The 14,783-nt window shown below is 48.0% G+C and carries 22 protein-coding genes; 13 read left to right on the plus strand and 9 right to left on the minus strand.

The window, feature by feature from the left end; translation table 11 throughout:
* Positions 1-72: 72 nt before the first annotated feature.
* On the plus strand, positions 73-609 hold the full coding sequence (locus IQ256_RS14690) for a LysR family substrate-binding domain-containing protein (RefSeq protein WP_193856299.1): 537 nt from the start codon (positions 73-75) through the stop codon (positions 607-609).
* Positions 602-1,498, plus strand: a complete 897-nt coding sequence (locus tag IQ256_RS14695; protein WP_193856300.1) for an SDR family NAD(P)-dependent oxidoreductase — start codon at positions 602-604, stop codon at positions 1,496-1,498. The genes IQ256_RS14690 and IQ256_RS14695 overlap by 8 nt, the downstream gene beginning before the upstream one ends.
* 90 nt (positions 1,499-1,588) lie before the next feature.
* Here IQ256_RS14695 and IQ256_RS14700 read toward each other — a convergent pair whose 3' ends face one another.
* Positions 1,589-2,551: a proline dehydrogenase family protein gene (locus tag IQ256_RS14700; RefSeq protein WP_193856301.1), complete on the minus strand. Its 963-nt coding sequence runs from the start codon at positions 2,549-2,551 to the stop codon at positions 1,589-1,591.
* A 900-nt stretch (positions 2,552-3,451) separates the two neighbouring features.
* Positions 3,452-3,877, minus strand: a complete 426-nt coding sequence (locus IQ256_RS14705; RefSeq protein WP_193856302.1) for a hypothetical protein — start codon at positions 3,875-3,877, stop codon at positions 3,452-3,454.
* 11 nt (positions 3,878-3,888) lie between these two features.
* On the opposite strand from IQ256_RS14705, the gene IQ256_RS14710 reads away from it, so the two are divergent.
* From IQ256_RS14710 to IQ256_RS14725, 4 genes are all read left to right on the plus strand, one after another.
* The gene (locus tag IQ256_RS14710) at positions 3,889-4,110 is read left to right on the plus strand and encodes a hypothetical protein (RefSeq protein ID WP_193856303.1); all 222 of its coding nucleotides are present in this window, start codon (positions 3,889-3,891) and stop codon (positions 4,108-4,110) included.
* A 148-nt stretch (positions 4,111-4,258) separates the two neighbouring features.
* A complete protein-coding gene (locus IQ256_RS30410; RefSeq protein WP_193856335.1) occupies positions 4,259-4,378 on the plus strand; it encodes a helix-turn-helix domain-containing protein in 120 nt (39 codons plus the stop codon).
* A 38-nt stretch (positions 4,379-4,416) separates the two neighbouring features.
* Positions 4,417-4,827, plus strand: coding sequence for a hypothetical protein (locus IQ256_RS14720; RefSeq protein WP_193856304.1), 411 nt, complete (start codon positions 4,417-4,419; stop codon positions 4,825-4,827).
* A gap of 231 nt (positions 4,828-5,058) precedes the next feature.
* Positions 5,059-5,646 carry a hypothetical protein gene (locus IQ256_RS14725; protein ID WP_193856305.1) on the plus strand — a complete coding sequence of 196 codons (588 nt, stop codon included), beginning with the start codon at positions 5,059-5,061 and terminating at the stop codon, positions 5,644-5,646.
* A gap of 664 nt (positions 5,647-6,310) precedes the next feature.
* On the opposite strand, the gene IQ256_RS14730 is transcribed toward IQ256_RS14725, so the two are convergent.
* On the minus strand, positions 6,311-6,544 hold the full coding sequence (locus IQ256_RS14730) for a helix-turn-helix domain-containing protein (protein WP_370623452.1): 234 nt from the start codon (positions 6,542-6,544) through the stop codon (positions 6,311-6,313).
* Positions 6,545-6,642: 98 nt separating this feature from the next.
* On the opposite strand from IQ256_RS14730, the gene IQ256_RS14735 reads away from it, so the two are divergent.
* From IQ256_RS14735 to IQ256_RS14750, 4 genes are all read left to right on the plus strand, one after another.
* A complete protein-coding gene (locus IQ256_RS14735; RefSeq protein ID WP_193856306.1) occupies positions 6,643-7,002 on the plus strand; it encodes a hypothetical protein in 360 nt (119 codons plus the stop codon).
* Complete coding sequence (locus IQ256_RS14740; protein WP_193856307.1) at positions 6,995-7,468, plus strand: hypothetical protein; 474 nt, start codon at positions 6,995-6,997, stop codon at positions 7,466-7,468. The genes IQ256_RS14735 and IQ256_RS14740 overlap by 8 nt, the downstream gene beginning before the upstream one ends.
* An 18-nt stretch (positions 7,469-7,486) precedes the next feature.
* Complete coding sequence (locus IQ256_RS14745; protein WP_193856308.1) at positions 7,487-7,648, plus strand: hypothetical protein; 162 nt, start codon at positions 7,487-7,489, stop codon at positions 7,646-7,648.
* 146 nt (positions 7,649-7,794) lie between these two features.
* Complete coding sequence (locus tag IQ256_RS14750; RefSeq protein WP_193856309.1) at positions 7,795-8,001, plus strand: hypothetical protein; 207 nt, start codon at positions 7,795-7,797, stop codon at positions 7,999-8,001.
* 341 nt (positions 8,002-8,342) lie between these two features.
* Here the strand turns inward: IQ256_RS14750 and IQ256_RS29665 are convergent, their stop codons facing one another.
* The 3 genes from IQ256_RS29665 to IQ256_RS14760 form a co-directional block, all read right to left on the minus strand.
* Complete coding sequence (locus tag IQ256_RS29665) at positions 8,343-9,014, minus strand: hypothetical protein (protein WP_228024896.1); 672 nt, start codon at positions 9,012-9,014, stop codon at positions 8,343-8,345.
* A 44-nt stretch (positions 9,015-9,058) separates the two neighbouring features.
* Complete coding sequence (locus tag IQ256_RS29670; RefSeq protein WP_228024897.1) at positions 9,059-9,784, minus strand: hypothetical protein; 726 nt, start codon at positions 9,782-9,784, stop codon at positions 9,059-9,061.
* A 518-nt stretch (positions 9,785-10,302) separates the two neighbouring features.
* Positions 10,303-10,479 carry a hypothetical protein gene (locus IQ256_RS14760; RefSeq protein WP_228024898.1) on the minus strand — a complete coding sequence of 59 codons (177 nt, stop codon included), beginning with the start codon at positions 10,477-10,479 and terminating at the stop codon, positions 10,303-10,305.
* A gap of 21 nt (positions 10,480-10,500) precedes the next feature.
* Between IQ256_RS14760 and IQ256_RS14765 the strand changes: the two genes are divergently transcribed.
* Both IQ256_RS14765 and IQ256_RS14770 read left to right on the plus strand, forming a co-directional pair.
* Entirely contained in the window at positions 10,501-10,704 is a 204-nt protein-coding gene (locus IQ256_RS14765) for a hypothetical protein (protein WP_193856311.1), read from the plus strand.
* Positions 10,705-11,455: 751 nt separating this feature from the next.
* Positions 11,456-11,815: a hypothetical protein gene (locus IQ256_RS14770; protein WP_193856312.1), complete on the plus strand. Its 360-nt coding sequence runs from the start codon at positions 11,456-11,458 to the stop codon at positions 11,813-11,815.
* 787 nt (positions 11,816-12,602) lie between these two features.
* Here IQ256_RS14770 and IQ256_RS14775 read toward each other — a convergent pair.
* Genes IQ256_RS14775 through IQ256_RS14785 form a run of 3 tightly spaced genes read right to left on the minus strand, consistent with a single transcriptional unit; the run spans position 12,603 to position 13,869 of the window.
* Positions 12,603-12,863 (minus strand): hypothetical protein, encoded by a 261-nt coding sequence (locus IQ256_RS14775; RefSeq protein ID WP_193856313.1) that lies wholly within the window; start codon positions 12,861-12,863, stop codon positions 12,603-12,605.
* Complete coding sequence (locus IQ256_RS30415) at positions 12,860-13,198, minus strand: pentapeptide repeat-containing protein (RefSeq protein WP_193856337.1); 339 nt, start codon at positions 13,196-13,198, stop codon at positions 12,860-12,862. Before IQ256_RS30415 ends, IQ256_RS14775 begins: the two co-directional genes overlap by 4 nt.
* Positions 13,195-13,869, minus strand: a complete 675-nt coding sequence (locus IQ256_RS14785) for a hypothetical protein (RefSeq protein ID WP_193856314.1) — start codon at positions 13,867-13,869, stop codon at positions 13,195-13,197. Before IQ256_RS14785 ends, IQ256_RS30415 begins: the two co-directional genes overlap by 4 nt.
* A 547-nt stretch (positions 13,870-14,416) precedes the next feature.
* Between IQ256_RS14785 and IQ256_RS14790 the strand changes: the two genes are divergently transcribed.
* Positions 14,417-14,767 (plus strand): hypothetical protein, encoded by a 351-nt coding sequence (locus tag IQ256_RS14790; protein WP_193856315.1) that lies wholly within the window; start codon positions 14,417-14,419, stop codon positions 14,765-14,767.
* The last annotated feature ends 16 nt before the right edge of the window (positions 14,768-14,783 follow it).

Raw genomic sequence — 14,783 nt, forward strand, 5'->3', positions numbered from 1 at the left:
CCTCTAGGACGACTTTGGCCTTAAATTCGCTGCTGTAGTTTCTTTGCTTGTTTGCCATGATGCTTGCCCCCTATGGACTCTAGATTACTCTCTCTAGCTGCTGTCCTAAATTTGGGGGTCACTACAGATCGTCTTGCGATCGCCCTACCGACTGCCCATCCCCTAGCAAAACAGAACGATACAACGTTGTCTGATTTGGCAAGCGAACCCTTCGTTATGTGGCCAGCGGTAGAAGGTCGAGGCTTCCATCACCGAGTCATTCAACTGTGTACGGCAGATGGATTTGTGCCCAAGGTGGTTCAAGAGGCGCATCAGATGCACGGTGTGCTTGCCCTAGTTGCCGTCGAGATTGGCGTGGCGATTGTCCCGGCAAGTATGACAGGCTTTCGCGCGGAAGAGATTGTCTACTATCCTCTCGATGCAGAGAGTACGGGTTTTACGCTGTTCCTCTGCCATCGCGATGAGCCGCTCAGTGCAACAGCGCAGAACTTTATGCAGTTGTCTCACGATAGTCAAAAGCTATCGCACGAGCATAAAAGTGGTATTGGACAAATCGCTATAGAGATTTTACCTTTTTACTCAAGGAGACAAGGAGGTAAAAGTGATTGACTTTAAGGGGAGAGTGGCTATTGTTACCGGAGCCGGACGGGGCTTGGGTTTTGCTTATGCTGAGCTTCTTGCGCAGTGCGGTGCTTGTGTCATCGTTCACGATATTGGTGCTGACGGTGATGGTGATGGCCGCGACCACTCTGTTGCTGAATCCGCCGCAGAACGGCTTCGCAAGCAAGGGTTGGAAGCTAAGGCAGCGAGTAGGCCAATCGAAAGTAGAGAGGACTGCCGAACGCTTATTGAGACCACCCTATCAGCGTACGGTCATCTCGACATTCTCATTCACAACGCTGGCTGGGTTGGTTATCAGGAGATTGAAGCGATCTCAGAAGGTGCTTTTGACCACATGATGAATGTTGCTGTCAAAGCACCGCTATGGCTGGTTCAAGCAGCATGGCCGCACATGAAGACAACAGCGTATGGACGTATCGTACTCACAACCTCTGACCGGGCGCTCTATCCACAATATGTCCAGAAAGGTCTTGCTAGCTATGCTGCTGCCAAGATGGGTGCAATTGGATTAGTCAATGTACTAGCTGCTGAAGGACAGCCTTATAACATCATAGTGAATGCCGTTTCGCCAGTGGCTAAAACGCGCATGTGGGGTGTAGATGGCGAGCCTGACGAACTGCGACCCTCTGAGGTCGCACCCGGTGTTGCTTATCTGGTATCCGAAGATTGTTGTGCAACTGGCTGGGTACTACGCGCTAGTAACGGGCAATTTCATGCTGTCAAGCAGGTAGAAGCTGGTGGCGTAGACTATCCACGCGATCTTAATGCGGTGCGTTGTACAACAGTAGAAGAGGTTGCGCAACAATGGCCCCGCATCGTCGTTGAACAGAGGGAGACCCGTCACGATAGTTCGCATCTTTCTAAAAACTCTGCTTGAAACTTTCTGACAGTTGTTGTGCCTTTCTAAATGGTCTGGGTTTGATTGTTGCTCTCTTTTGTTGAGGCTGCCTAGTTGCGCCGCAGACAGCTAGGCAACCGTAGGTAGCAATGCTGCCTTGTTTACCAGATCAGTCACAGCTTGGTAGAGATTGGGAGGATGCTCGGCCAGCCGATTGCATAGGTATAGATGCCACTCCTTACCATAAGGGAGATAGATTCGAGTGCGATAGCCACGCTGGTGCATCGTGTCTAGCCGTTCCAAGGTGACACCTCTAAGCATCTCAAATTCAATGCTGCGAGTAGCTAGTGCCTGGTTTTGAATGAGCTGATGAGCGTAATCCAATATGTCAGAATCGTGGGTTGCAATCGAGCAAGCATGTCCGCTTTCTATAAGCAATTCCATCTGCTGTCGATAGGCCACATCGAGCGCTGCTCCCCTCGAATAGACGAGAGTCGAAGGTGCTTCGTAAGCGCCTTTTACCAAGCGAATCTTGCCCGGTCTTTGCATGACCACCGTTAAATCTTCTGATGTTCTGTATAAATAAGCTTGCAAGGTGATACCCACGTTCGAGAACTGCTCGCATAGTCTGTTATGGATATCTAAAATCAGCGTAGTTCGGTCAGCGCCTTCCATGCTGATCATCATCTCTAATCCTGCTTCGTGAGCAGTTCGAGCAAGAATGAGAGCGTTTTTATAGGCAAGTTCTGGATCAATTACTAGACCAATATGAGATAAATCTAACGAGATAGATGCATCAAGTCCTTTGTGCGTGATCGCACGAATTACGTTGAGAAATTCCTGAGTTGCCTGCGCTGCTGTGACTTCATCGCGAGTACTTTCGCCCATAAAGTCGATGGTGACCGCATGGCCCTGCTGATTAGTGGCGGCACCGGTCTGCACACATTCATCTAACGTCTCACCGCCAATGAAACGCATAGCGGCTTGTAGACCTGCTTGATATAGCGGTGGGTGCTGAAGCACATAGGCTTTAATCGATTCATCTAGGGCGAGATGCCGCAGCGCTTCAGCTGCCTCAAATTCAACACTCATAAGATTCTCCACTCTTCTCTACGAGTTTATGAGAACGTAGACAGTTATGCACTGAAGACGTGTGGTCGATTATCTAGGATAGGGACGATTTGAAACAGAAACCGAATGGAGCAAGCTTTGAGAAGAGACCAAGCCACTATTGGCAGGCTTTTAAGTAGTACGTGTGATCGTTCCGAAAATCTTCCCTTCTGACACTTCTAACCTATTGCCAAGCCCAAAGCATGAAACGCAGGTATATTCTACTTTTTCAGCTTCGTATCATGTCTTACAGTTGATGGCTTATACGAGTTTTGAGACAATCCTGTGAAAGAGGGCAATAAGCCGTTCTGGAGCAGCAGGCAGCTCGCTACTGTACTAAGGAATCGAAAACGGCTGAGGGCGATCGGTATGTAAGGCAATTCGAGTCGGTTGTATGAGCTGTAGGCATTTGGCTACTGTTTCAGCCGTTAGTGCCACACTGCATTACTGGCAGCGGCTAGATCTAACACAGCAGTCAGAACCAGGGCGGTCGCACTGAGGTGAAGCAGGGGGCAATCGCAATACATCTCCTCAAGCCTTTACATAAACGAGTATGAATAAGAGTGAGTATAAAAAATCCAAGCGCTATGTACACCGATGTAGTTGTAGTGGTGGCGATCACACTGTAGATGGAATAGAGCACTAGCGATCGCACTGAGAATGGAGATCACATTGAAAGGAGTAATCAACCTCTCAGCTAACTACCCTACTCATTGCTATGTGTAGAGGAAAAGGCAAAACGATGAGCACTGATTGAGTCGAAAAAGAGGGGGGGCGATCGCGCCTAGGAAGACGCAGCAGCAATCACATCAAACGCAACGGACAAGCAGCTCGACCAAACGATGTGAGTGTCTTGCAGGATGGGTAGCTTGCTAAGGCAATTTAACTAGCCCGCTGCTCTAGTACGTCTACACGACCCCCAATAGAAAGGATTGCGGCAAGCGCTTCCCTCTGTGTCTGTCTGTCTGCTCTGCCTTCTTCAATCAGCACCTGTATCTGCTGCGATTGGTCATTAACAGTAGCTTCTAGTCTGGTAATACTCTCTGTATTACTGGCTATCTGTCGCTGGTTCGCTTCTATCTGCGCTGTATTACTCGCTATCTGTTGTTGATTCGCCTCTATCTGCTCAGCATTAACCAGTGATTGAGCTACTAACGTTTCTAAAGCCGACTCTAACCGTTCTAGCCGTTCGTAGTTTGCAAATGCTTGTTGAGTAGCCGGTCTAATAAATTCAGACACTAAAACATCGATAGTACCGCTCAGTTGCTCTACTACCCTTTCTAGTCGCCCTAGCCGTTCATCTGACATCGTTACTTCCAGTGTCTAACGCTATTCTACATCACGCCAATTTCTCAAGCCAGTTGCTCGATCGCCAGCTTAGTAAAGCCGCTCACCTCTATAACGGTGAAAAGCTTAAAAGACCGATGCAGCCAGATTCAGAGCCGCACCTCCAGAAGGAACGGGAGCGATCGCACCCGAGAAAGAAAGCAACAAGCCGTTCTGGAGCAGCAGTGCCGCTCGCTACTGTACAAAGGAGTTGAAAACCGCTGAGGTCGATCGGTATCTACGGCGATTCGAGTCGGTTGTACGTGCTTTAGGCATCCGACTACTGTTTCAGCCGTCTGATGCCGTACTGCATGACTAGCAGCGGCGCGAGCACGAGGACGCAAAAGGGACAGGAAGAAAAGTATTACTGAAGGACAGATGCTAGAAGCAAGGCGTCTGGCTGAAGAGGGTAAGCTGAGCATTACAAATATATGTGCAAAGGTAGGTATCAGTCGTGCCAGCTACTATCGGTTGATCGCATAGTATGTCTACATAGATCTAAAGCTAAAGAAACCACAGCGATGACACACCTGAATCGACTGGCTAACCTCACAACAGAGCAAGAGCAGCTCATTTGGCAAGAGTTTCAAAGGCGTACCCTGTCGAACTTATTTCGGCCTACGAAAGACAACGAACATCAGCTCAGTATTAGGGACTTGATGACTATCTGCTGTGAATATGTTGACCACGATAATGCAGCTATCGATGTCATTGGCAATAGCTACTCACAGATGGATAAGAAAGCCTTTAAGCAAATGATGGAAGAAGTCCACGGAACCCACTTGCTGATTCCTTTAGCAGGTAGCAAAACTCAGCTAAGAGCAGTTACGTCTGATAGAGATAATGCCGTCTTCGTCTTGATTAAAGAATTGCAGAAGAAGCGGTTTAGGCTTGTTAACTACATAGTACGATCAAAGAAAGCTGCTGCATAAAAGATTATTCACGACAGGCAAACGATAGCTACCCACTCCAACTATCTCTATCGATTAAACGTTTTGAAAATGTGATTTGAGACATCAAAGGACGCATGGTTTGGAAGGTCTATATTTGTAGACGGCTGGACAGGCAAATGATGATGCATTATGTGAAGAAACAGTATAGATACGACATGATATACTCCATCTTTAAGTACATGAGTATTGCCTAACACCTCAGCCGCTGTTATGAGAATCAAGATCTATCCACCGTCTCCTAACATTGAATTTGTGCCTAATGGAATATTGGGAGCTTTAGCGATCGAGCCAGAGGTAGCCTTGTGTGCACTCTTCGTTTCTCAAACGTCAAAGAAAAAACAAGAAGAAGAGATTCGTGGAGAAGATTTCTTTGCTGGGTCTATTAATGAGCTTGTAAACGAGTTAGACGCATTCGGTGACGTTATCGGTCCACACCAGTGTTGTATCCTGATAACGTCACCTCTCTCTAATTCTTTAGAACTTACCTGTACAGTTTTCTCGGTTGATGATTCATCTCTATATATCAGAGCACTGTCTAGAATATGCACAGATATCCCTATCGCTTGGACTACACTCTTGAAGCCTCGAAAATGTGATTCCTTAGATGACTACCGTAAGATGAAGCACAGTGATTGGATTAGTTGGATTGAGAATGATCTCTCAGGTCAAGGAATAAACGCAACATTGAATTATCTGATAGGAGAAGGATACAAACACCGTGGAGAGCTAGCAGGAATCTGGGGTACGATAGCTGATGCATTCACAAGTGAAGAATGGCCACCTCTAGAAGAGCCATAGCTAACTGCACTATCCTTTTCTTCCTACCATAGCTGTCATTAGCAATAAACCTGCCCCAAATCACTCGTTGCCACCTGTACCAATGCCAGGAACCAGCATAGACCTTACTATCATTCTCGCCTTCGCTCTTCTGGCTTCAAAGCTCAAGTAGACAGACTATGCCCCTTCGTATACAACAAGGGGGCACAACACTTTTCCTTCAAAAGGTGCGGGCGATCGCTCAGCAGTGAAGCAACTAACATCCTGCCACAATCTCCTATACTAGCCGACTCACTTCCGGTAACGGTACGTGGACAGCAGGGTTGGATAGGGCAGTAGAGCTAGGGGTGATCGCTCTGCACTGAGTTAGATTGACCAAAGGGGCGGTAGATATAGAGCAGCTCTACTAGGCGTTATTTTCAGATTCTATATAGAATGCGAATATATGCAATAGCGGCAGACGGTAGGGGTGATCACGTGCTAGCAAATGTGATTATAGGTAATCACGTCATCGCAGCGGCTCAGTAGACAAACGCTAGTAGCAATTACACACGCTTTAGTGCTTCCACCCCTTCAGCCCGAGCAGTGACGACAGGCAGAGCACTCTAACTACAGCGGCGAACAGAAAGCTAAGACAGGGTAGGGCGCGATCGCTTCGACAAGGGTAACCAGCCTTCAGCTCAGACTATTCCTTATCCGTCGAGTAGACTATCAAATCGCTAGGACCACAGTTCAAGGCTAGGCAAAGCCTATCTAGCAATCCACCATCCACACGCGGCATATCATCGCGCTGCTTCAATTTGCTGACGCTGGTCTCGTGTAAGCCGATCTGTCCGGCTAGGGCTCGGTTAGTAATGTTCCTATCAGCCATCACCTGACGCAATCGCCACTGAATCATACGAACAACCGCTAAAGTCACCGCTTATTCTACAACAACGCTTAATATATAAACTTAGACGCTATATGTTAAGCGTTTAACGCTATATTACAGCTATAGAATCATAGGAGACTTTCACGGTGAGCAGACCTTCTCAGAATCCACGGCAGGTACCGCCACTAGAAGCACTTTGGCGCGGCTTAACCGCTGAAGATGTCGCTATTCTTCAAGCCGCACTCGACTACTTTGATGGTAGTTACAATAGTTTGACAGAAAGACTTCAGCAGCTTGGGGCGACTCAGCGCGTATATGCTGCTGTCAACGGCACCGCGAAGTCGATTTTGGGTAAGTCTCGTACTGATGTAGATACCTGGAACGTTGAAGAGATGGAAACCTGGGGAGATGGCTATCAGGGTACGATAGAGGCGATGGCGCTATACACTGCTATCAACGAACAACTAGCTGTCCTAGCAACGCGCAGAGGCTTTAGTGATGCCTAACCTGTTTGACCAACTCTATTCAACCATTGACTACGAGCAAGGAATCACGCCCTGGGACGTGGTTGAAACAGCCATAGCGCACGGCTGTACGCCTTGGTATGACCCCCGCTTTGTAAAAGGCTGCTATGAGTTACTCTTTGCTTGCTTTCAAAACACAGCTCACTGGCTGAAGGGACAGTACTACGCTCAGGTAGTGATTGGACAGATGCCACCGGGCATTGATGAAGACCTATTGGCAGTAGCCACGGCTCTAGTTCACGGGCAATTGCCTGCGGTCGAATCTTGGAATGCCGGTAATCCTTACGCCTCTAGGTGGCCTGCTGTCACTACAGAATACTGTTATCCCTGGAATGGCAAGATGCTACGTTGGACAATAGAAGAGAAAGCTAACAGGCGGCTATCACGGCGACTCAAGCTCAAGGCCAGTGGATACCAAAGTCCTCGCCGCCAGATCTACTTTCGGTAGGCTGCTTTGAAGTATTGGTTGCGATCTCTTCTCCGTGAAATAGAAAAGGAGTATAAGAAGCTAACGTTAGCGCTTGCGCGCGACTTGCCTGACTTTACGCTCGACGAATTGCTAGAGCGGGTGACGGAACTAGCTGAGCCTGAAGTCAACTGGGGTCAGCCAATGGGCAAGGAGATTTGATAGGTACATACCGAAACAAGGATGTCTTGAAACGCATTGAGCCTATTCTGCTCTCATATGCAATTGCACCTGAAAACCAGTGGAGTGAAGTAGGGGCGATCGCTCATTAGAAAAACCGTAAGCTCATTGCTTCACCTACAAGCACTATGGCTGCACAGCTCCATCTGCTCCCGATAGCCGTCATAGCGGCTCTAGCGGCAGGCAGCTCCAGCACAGCAACCAGAACGGGAGCAATCGGGGGTGGCGATCGCTCTGTGGATGGACTGAAGCAACGGCGATCGCATTGGTTTAACAGCGACAGCGAAAGAGGGCGATTGCTCTTCTCTATTATCTCTATAACCGATTCCTGCTGACCAGTGACGGCAGCAGCCAGCACCGTACCACTCTTTCACTTGGCGACGACAACGACAGTGCTGTACAACCGAGGGAGATCGCACCGGGTTGAAAAGATGGGGTAATCGCTCTTCGCGAGAAAGGTGATAGTGTGACAGCGTGAAATCACATCATCGCACTGAGCGCAGTAGAGGCGGTAAGGGAAGATAGCGCTGATGGTAGCAATAGTAGCAGGCAGGGAACAAGGGGCGATCTTGCTGTGTCGAAAGGGGCGACGGCAGCAACACATCACAGAGAAAAGCAGCAAATATAACAGCGGCGGTCATTCTAACAAACCTCATCAAGGACGATGACCATAGAATTAAGCGTAAAGTATCTGCCTCAACGGCGCTACTTTACGCTTAATCTGAGCATCATCCTTCATTTTGTCAAGAGGACCTCTGTAGGCTTCTATTGTATTAACCAGCTCTTTGACAGCGGGCCTTGAGACTCTAGTCTTCATTTTGGATATTAAGACCTTAAATTGATTCCGACAGAGGGGAATCTGTAAACTGCTCGCTATATCTATATTTGCAAACGATAGAACAGTAATCAGGACTTGCTTAGGCTCTAGCTGATCAAGCATAGATTCATATACGCTGTTTGCCTCGTGAGCAATGCCATAACCGTTGCTTAGAAATACTTCTACCAGACAAAGCACATACTCTTCTTCGACTTCTGAAGGAACATTACCTCCCTCTCCGATAAGTCTTTTTAGTTGTCGAGCAAAAGGAGGCTCAGTATAGAAGTTGTTCATACCTCTATGAGCGGAGAGCAAATCCTCAATAGCCGTCTGTATCTCTGCTGCGCGTAGGCCGTCTGGAATATAAGACAAACCGGACACAGTTTCTAGAAAGTCCCGTGCGAACTTAGCCTTTTGCTGCTCATTCGCGGCCACTAACCTAGCATATTTGACACCGATGCTCTGCTTCGTCTGCTCATCTACAAGTTCCCACAAATCAGGTGCGAGCAGACGGACGTTCTGCCTTGTCATAGATGCTGTATCCAACTGAATAAATAAACCAAAGAAACCTTCAGCTAGAGTGTACGCATTCTCTCTCGGCAAATTCTGAAAAAAGAAGAGATTTGCTTTGCTTCAGCTACGTCTACTCTATTTCTTTTGATGTTATCTAGAAGTTGCTTAATTCCTACAACTACGTCGGATAAGGGAAGCGTAATTACTTCGTTGATACAGGTCTCTAACATAGTAATTAGCTGCAAGCCAGTGATCTCGTTCTGGTTAGGATGAGCAGCGCTAGCCCAGTTACGCATGTACTTGACATATTCGAGATGCTTGAATCCGAAGTTTGATATCAGACCAATTTCAAGAGCACCATGAATTAGATTATCGTCTGATATTTTGTCAAGATCTTCTTCCGTCTTGAGCTTCTTTCGCTTCGTTGAACTACTGCCGACAGCCGCATCGTAGAAGTAATCTAAGTCGTATCGAGCTACTCGTCTTCTCAACTCATAAATAGTTTCATCCCACATGTAGTTCAAGGCAGCATCAAACAATCCAGCAGAAGCCGCAGCAATGAATTTTGAAATGTATATGGACCTCTGTAGTTGATCTGCCTCTACTTTTTCTACAACACCCTCAACATTAGCAAATACTTTTAGTCGCTCTTTCACAGAAACAAATACCTGATCAGTCGGCAGACCGTAGTGAGCTATAAATTCAAGTAATCCATTCTCAAACTGAGTAATCTGAGCTGAGTAGTCAGAGCCTGGAACAGGGGTTATTGAAGTTGATGGCACGCTCATAGTCCTTTCTGAAGCCAAATAGATTAGGCAGCAATGTAGTGATACGCCGGATGAGTTGAATTGCTTGTTTAAACTACGCTAGTTTAGACCTTTTCCCCTTAAGAAAGCTGAACTCAGATCACACAGAAGACGCTTAACGGCTGTTAGTAGGTGACCCGCTATGTCGGCCAGCGAAGGACTGAGTCAGGAGAAATGAAACTTGGCAGCAGAGCTTGAAGTGGCCCGATCCATGAGGGAAAAGCGTTTTGATAATTTCAAATTCTCTGTAGAATGCCAAAACTTACAGGCCGATGTAGGTCAGGATGGATAGTAGGTGCCGCCCGATGAACCACCGCTCAGTAAGCAGCCAGAGTATGCCAATAACAGTCATCGCTCCACGGTTGTCTCGGCTGACGACGGCGACGGCAGCGGCGGTAGGCACTAGGAGTGACTAACATGGCTTTCCTTGTTTTGGTTGAAGCCATCTAATGAGAAGAACCGCCTAGTGAAAGGCGGTGTGGATGACGGGTGCGCTTCCTTCAATCCTCTTGGTTCTCCTGCTTCTGCTCAATCCACTCAGCAAGTGATTTGCCTGCGTCTCGATAGTCCTTTAGCGCCTCATCCAGCTTTAGCATATTGGCGCGAAACTCCGGCCCCAGTCTCCTTAGATCGTTCATCAGCTTGGTTAACTGGGTATGTGCAAGCTCAAATATCATTTTCCGCTTGGCTAACTCTGGTTGGTAAGGGTCAATAGCCATAACGAGGCGATCACTCCTGTTGAAGAACGGCACAAACGCTCTAACGGCGTTGCTGACTATCGGGATGAATCTGTGAAGTTGAGAATGAGCCTGCTAGCCTTCGGGACAACGATCACAGCGAAGCTAGAGCCGTTCGTCAACGCGATCGCCTACATCCGACGTATCGCCGCTATGTGCCAGTAGTCGCCTGGGCCTCGACCTGGTGAGCTGCATGGTGGCACATAGATAATGCATTGAACACAAAGAGTTAGCGGCTATTGCTCCTTAATTGACACAGTGCCAATAGGCTTCCAATGAGCGATCGGGGTGGGGCTAGTACAGCCGGGCGAGCGGGATATCCGTTAACGCCACTAGTTAGGTAGAGGGCTGTACAGCTTAGGCATGTAGGCTCCGCCGTTTCAAGGAACAACTATGAAGGTCATCTGGGTTTATGGGCGATCGCCGCTATCGTGGCGCTGGACTTGACCGCACTGCTAGTTGGCGGTTCTGTCTCGGTTGGCTTTGGCGATGCCAGTGTACATATAGAATCAACGGCTGAAAGCAGGCCGTCAGTGCGATCTCCACAGTCCAACTAGGCAAGGCCACTTCACCGCAGTTGGCGCATCATCCATCACATCGCTACCGCTCGCAATCACGATCGGGATCTAAGTCCGTACCTTCTGGCAGTCGTGTATTACATAGAAGATTCACGATAAAACTCTATTCATTTTGGAGTCGTAACCCGCGCAGATTTATCAGAGATGCCGCTACCTCCCGACATGCCCGGTGACATCAATCACTTACTCTAAAACTCCAACCGCCACACCATGTAGACAGAGCCACTTGAGGCTATCAAGTGGGGTGAAGTCTATGGTGAGTATGACTGGTAGGGGTCAAGGGGTTGTTGCAACCCGACAGAAAAAGCGACGATGCGATGTCAAGAAGTGGATTACTCATGGATAAGTTGATGTTAGCCTTACTCTTTTTAGGTGTGGGCTACATAGTCGGAGTGGATAGCGAAAGAAGCAGAGAAAAGGAATACTCTATGTGCGACTCTGCGCGGATCTCATGGGCCGCGATTAAAGATAACTTCGAGAGCGAACGTACCTATGCTGAGTTTCAAATGAAACGCAGCGGCTTGACATCTTATAGGATAGAGCGACCCGAAGAAGAGCAAGCGTATATCGAGGCTGTTGATAGAATGCTTGTCTTGTGCGGCGATAGCATAAGTGAAGAGGTGTTTGAGCAAATTGAAGAAAGCATCGAAAATAACGATCAAGCAGAGGTTGATCAGGAGCCTCAACCATCCGACTAACCCCTAGCCCGCAAACACGCCATCACTTTATTTAATAGCCTCGCGAGGTTCAGGCTTACTCGTATTCTGTCTGGTTCCATAGCCAGCATTGTCACTGTCTATTTCAGCTTTATGCTCAACCATCCACTCTTTGACTAGCCCCGGCTTAACCTTGCTTTACTGGCGCAATATCGATCCAGTGATAGCAAACTGCTCAGAATCGTCGCGGCCTGCATCGTATTCCTGTGTCACTTCTACAGAGCGGCGTAGCTTCCCAGGATAGGTATCATGGCGGCGATCGCCATTCAATTCGGCATTCAGGCACGTTGTGCCAGTTGAAACCTGTCTGATCGGCTGTTCTAGAAGTCACCTCCTACGCATATGGAATTATGTCCCGAGATACGAAGTTTGTGACCATCTCCAGCTTGAGCATTCATACATCCACCGCTGTAGACAACAGATAAACCCAAAACAGTTAGACATATGACAATTAGTGGGATTAAAATACGATTAGTTTGCAGCACAACATAGCTCCGTAAACGACTGAAAGCCGCCTCTGACCAGGTGGCTTTCGCTGTCTTTATCTAAACATTAAGTGGATGAAGTTACGTAAGGCTAACGTCAAGAAAAAGGAGAAAAATATTTAGAATCTATTGGGGAAGTAATTGCTTCATCACGTCATCACGCTCAGCGCCTGCGCTGGCAGCAACTACTTCGCTCTAGTACTACGCACCCTTTAGCCTAATCAGTAGGCCAGGGGTGAGCGCGCTGCATAAGAGGGGTGATAGCGTGACAGCGTATAATCACATCATCTCAACAGCACAATAGAGGCGCTGACGGACAAACGAACGAACAGTGCAAAGACCAGCTCGACTCTCGGTGGCGCTGGTGGCCGATGACAACTCACCTTACCTCTTAGCCCGCCAACGCGGTTTGCTGCATTAGACTCTTCCCTAGTAGACACAGACTCAGATCTTCGGCTTGATGATAGGAAAAACGGTGAAGGCGATCGCTCGAACAACACTACAAAGACCAGCTCCAACGCTTTTGATTTCCGTACAAAATTCAAAGGGAAGAGGACACAAAGGAACCGTCCGGAGCGAGACTGCGGTCAAACTTCCCACAGCCTCGCTCTGAATCTAACCCTATACCTTCTGGCAGTTGCGTGTTGCATAGAAATGCTTTTGATAGCTGTTCTTTCCTAAGCTCTATAGAAAAGCGTAGGTCAGCATCGAATAGATAACTATCGTACAGGTTGGTACCGCCTAAGTAGGCATGGCGCAGGTCAGCATTATCTAAGTTAGCACCACTTAGATCTGTACCGCTTAGGTTTGTATTGCTTAGGTTGGCACCGCTGAGGTATGCATGGCGAAGATTGGCACCAAAAAGTATGGTACCACTCAGTCGGCATCGCTCAGGTCAGCTCCGCTTAGGTCTGTGCGCCTCAGATCTAGACCGGTTAAGAGCGGAAGAGACTTTACTTCTGTGGCTTCTAGCCTTCGGCTGAGATTAGATTCTTGCAGAAAGCTAACAAGTAAAGCATTATGTTCACTGCCTAGCTCCCTAACTGTCGTCGTCGTAAGCGCTCTAGCTACGCTGCACACCTCGCTATCTACCGACGACTCGCGCAGGTTTTCCGACAGCAACAGCTCCTTCATTTGCTCGAAATAGCTTGTCAATGTCTCTTGCTTGATCCGCTCATCAGCAATTCTTTCCTGTCGCCTCTCTATCTGGTTCTCCAGGTAGAACGCACCAACAGCCAAAAATGATGGGATTAGCAATAGCTCCATCCACTCCCACGAAGTTTTACCTAAAACGCCTGATGCAAACCATCGCACTGGCGAAGTTGGGATAGCCTTTACAATGTGATTCACAAAGTACACAGAGTGTCGTAGCGGACTGCTAACTATCTCCTGAGCCTGAGCCCAGTCACTATGCTCATCACCGCTACTATGCTGTTGCATACGCTTCTGATAGAGCTGGTAGGCGATCACGGCTATCCTTCGCCGCTTCTTGGCTGCTCGTTGTATTCTCTGCACCTGATGCATTCCTACAATTCTCTTACCTAATGCCATCGCTATCAACCTCATTCACTGAGGTTGATTAATACATGTAGAGGACACTAACGGTAACAATATGAGCGATCACACTGCGTTGAAGTAGATGAGACGACTACAGGGGCGATCGCTCGACCAGATAGCAGAGAAGAAAGCTGCATCTCAACCAACATTCCACTTACCTTCGTCCTGGCCGAGGTTGACAGACTGGCAGGGATAATCGCTCTCTAGCAAATGTGATTACGAGTAATCACATCATCACGGCAGCTCAGCGGACAGGCGCTGGCAACAATTACACATCGCTCTAGTACTCCCACAACCCTTCAGTCCGATCAGTGACAACGTAGATATGGGCGGACCTCGCTGCTCTACGTCAAAAAGACAGTTGCATAGCGATGGTGGCGGCGACAGCGCGAACACAGAAAGGGCAACAGCAGCCTGACAACATGGCTCAGCCAGTTCATGTTCAGACAGTTCATATATACTATCAACAATTGCTCCTACAAAGCATGATTCATATCCTCTGAAGTCTCCGACCAAGTAATCGAGTTTAAGAAGATTAGCTATGAACAAAGAGCAGCTGATGCTGTTTCCGCTGGACAATTACGTCAAACCGTCAGACTCCCTTCCTGAGCATTCACTAGGACTAAGCAAAGACGCAGAAGAAAACTTGTCTCGTTCGCTCAAACGCAATGTTGACGACGGGACACCCTACCTGCCATCGCATGGCGCAGAGTGCGGTTTGTTTACATCAACCTGGTGTAACCGCTGCTTAAAGCAACCACTCGACCCTACTAAAGGGGGCTGTTCAATATTTTTAGAAGCAATTATTATCAGCAATCAACCCGATGAATGGCTCTACTGTGAAGGCCATGCCTGCTGCACAAAATTCAATCGCCGTAAGCGGACTACTTAGATTCTCCTTGACATGC

The organism is cf. Phormidesmis sp. LEGE 11477 (genome assembly GCF_015207105.1).
Lineage (GTDB): Bacteria > Cyanobacteriota > Cyanobacteriia > Phormidesmidales > Phormidesmidaceae > Phormidesmis.

What these genes read in the sequence shown, in the direction of transcription:
- IQ256_RS14690 (WP_193856299.1), top strand. Translation starts at nt 73, where the DNA reads ATGGACTCTAGATTACTCTCTCTAGCTGCTGTCCTAAATTTGGGGGTC.
- IQ256_RS14700 (WP_193856301.1), bottom strand. Translation starts at nt 2,551, where the DNA reads ATGAGTGTTGAATTTGAGGCAGCTGAAGCGCTGCGGCATCTCGCCCTA.
- IQ256_RS14705 (WP_193856302.1), bottom strand. Translation starts at nt 3,877, where the DNA reads ATGTCAGATGAACGGCTAGGGCGACTAGAAAGGGTAGTAGAGCAACTG.
- IQ256_RS14720 (WP_193856304.1), top strand. Translation starts at nt 4,417, where the DNA reads ATGACACACCTGAATCGACTGGCTAACCTCACAACAGAGCAAGAGCAG.
- IQ256_RS14725 (WP_193856305.1), top strand. Translation starts at nt 5,059, where the DNA reads ATGAGAATCAAGATCTATCCACCGTCTCCTAACATTGAATTTGTGCCT.
- IQ256_RS14740 (WP_193856307.1), top strand. Translation starts at nt 6,995, where the DNA reads ATGCCTAACCTGTTTGACCAACTCTATTCAACCATTGACTACGAGCAA.
- IQ256_RS14750 (WP_193856309.1), top strand. Translation starts at nt 7,795, where the DNA reads ATGGCTGCACAGCTCCATCTGCTCCCGATAGCCGTCATAGCGGCTCTA.
- IQ256_RS29665 (WP_228024896.1), bottom strand. Translation starts at nt 9,014, where the DNA reads ATGACAAGGCAGAACGTCCGTCTGCTCGCACCTGATTTGTGGGAACTT.
- IQ256_RS29670 (WP_228024897.1), bottom strand. Translation starts at nt 9,784, where the DNA reads ATGAGCGTGCCATCAACTTCAATAACCCCTGTTCCAGGCTCTGACTAC.
- IQ256_RS14760 (WP_228024898.1), bottom strand. Translation starts at nt 10,479, where the DNA reads ATGATATTTGAGCTTGCACATACCCAGTTAACCAAGCTGATGAACGAT.
- IQ256_RS14770 (WP_193856312.1), top strand. Translation starts at nt 11,456, where the DNA reads ATGGATAAGTTGATGTTAGCCTTACTCTTTTTAGGTGTGGGCTACATA.
- IQ256_RS14785 (WP_193856314.1), bottom strand. Translation starts at nt 13,869, where the DNA reads ATGGCATTAGGTAAGAGAATTGTAGGAATGCATCAGGTGCAGAGAATA.
- IQ256_RS14790 (WP_193856315.1), top strand. Translation starts at nt 14,417, where the DNA reads ATGAACAAAGAGCAGCTGATGCTGTTTCCGCTGGACAATTACGTCAAA.